At 38.8% G+C, this 1,552-nt stretch carries 1 protein-coding gene; it reads right to left on the reverse strand.

Annotation, left to right across the window (positions count from 1 at the left end; genetic code table 11):
* On the reverse strand, positions 1-1,552 hold a 1,552-nt coding region (locus AZF08_RS22990; protein ID WP_153019576.1), incomplete at both ends, for a non-ribosomal peptide synthetase.

Below are 1,552 nucleotides of genomic sequence, written 5' to 3' on the forward strand. Positions count from 1 at the left end.
GTTATAAATGGAAATGCGACCATCTGATTGCTCACTAACGTCCCGCGCTAATTTGGCGCTCAGGTTTTCTCCTCCAACAATCATCTTTTGCACAGTAGTRTATTCTGCTAGATTCATTTCTTTTAAGATATGCAAATGAGCTGGAGTCAATTTAATAATATCCACTCGTGAATCCTGCATAATTGTTGGGATTAAAGATGCCTTATCCTCACCGTCATAAACGAGAATCGTATTCCCTGTTATCAACGGTGTAAAGACGGATGTTACCGTTAAATCGAAAGAAATCGATGAATATAACGGAAAATTCGTTTTCTCTCCTTGTACATACACCTCACGTGCCCACCAAATATAATTRGTTAAACCTTGATGYTCAATTAACACACCTTTCGGATTACCTGTCGAACCTGATGTATAGATCACATATGCCAAATCTTTACCATGACTTATTGGTTCTAGATTCGTTTTTTGTTTATCGTAGGATTGTGACTCACTCAGTGAAATAATGACTCCGTCATAAGAAAGTGGTGGATGTACATCACCGTGCACTAATACAAYACGCGCTTTCGAATTCTCCAACACATATTGGATACGTTCTTCCGGATATTGTGGATCAATTGGTACGTAAGCCCCCCCTGCCTTACTAACAGCTAGAATTCCTACRACCATCTCCAGACTATGTTTAGCAATAATTCCGACTAAYTGATCCGCCTGTACACCTTCTTTTCTTAACGTGCGCGCCARCTGATTCGCTCGTTCATTCAGCTCACGGTATGTGAACTGCTGATCCTCGAATACAACCGCAAGATGATCCGGTGTGCGTTCTACCTGTTCTTCGAACAGTTGATATACTGTCTTTTCATGCGGATATTCAACAGCTGTGTCATTGAATACTTCGAGAACCTGCATTTTTTCTTCCACTGTTACTAATTCTAGTTCGTGTACGCACAATTGCACATCATTTACAACCTGCTCCATAATTTGAATTAGATGATCCTTTATTCGCGTTACACTAGCATAATCGTATACGTTCGCATTGTACTCAAAATGCATTTTTACTTCTTCATCAGGAATCACAATAACGTTAAAATCATAATTCGTTTGTTCAGTCATACTTACATTTTCTATTATTAAATCTGTTTCACTATGATTTTCGCTATGCTCCATTTGTTGTTCTAAAGGATAGTTTTCAAACACCATAATATGTGTAATCAAATCCTGTTTTTGTTCCGTTTGTGCCTGTATTTCATACAACGGATGCGTATCGTATGCATGTGAGGCTACCGCCTGCTTCTGATTTCTTTTCATCACTTCTACAAAGGAATCTTCCGCGTCACAACAAATACGCACAGGAATTGTGTTAATAAATAATCCAATGATATTTTCTACACCCAATATTTCCGATGGTCTTCCAGAGACTACACTTCCGAATACGACATCGGTACTGTTATTATATCTCTGCAACAATACGCCCCATGCTGTCTGCATTAGCGTATTCAAAGTGACTTGGTTACTATTCGCTACCTTTTTCAATTGATCCGTCAATTCTTTACCA

The organism is Bacillus gaemokensis (genome assembly GCF_001590835.1).
In the GTDB taxonomy this organism is placed as follows: Bacteria; Bacillota; Bacilli; order Bacillales; family Bacillaceae_G; genus Bacillus_A; species Bacillus_A gaemokensis.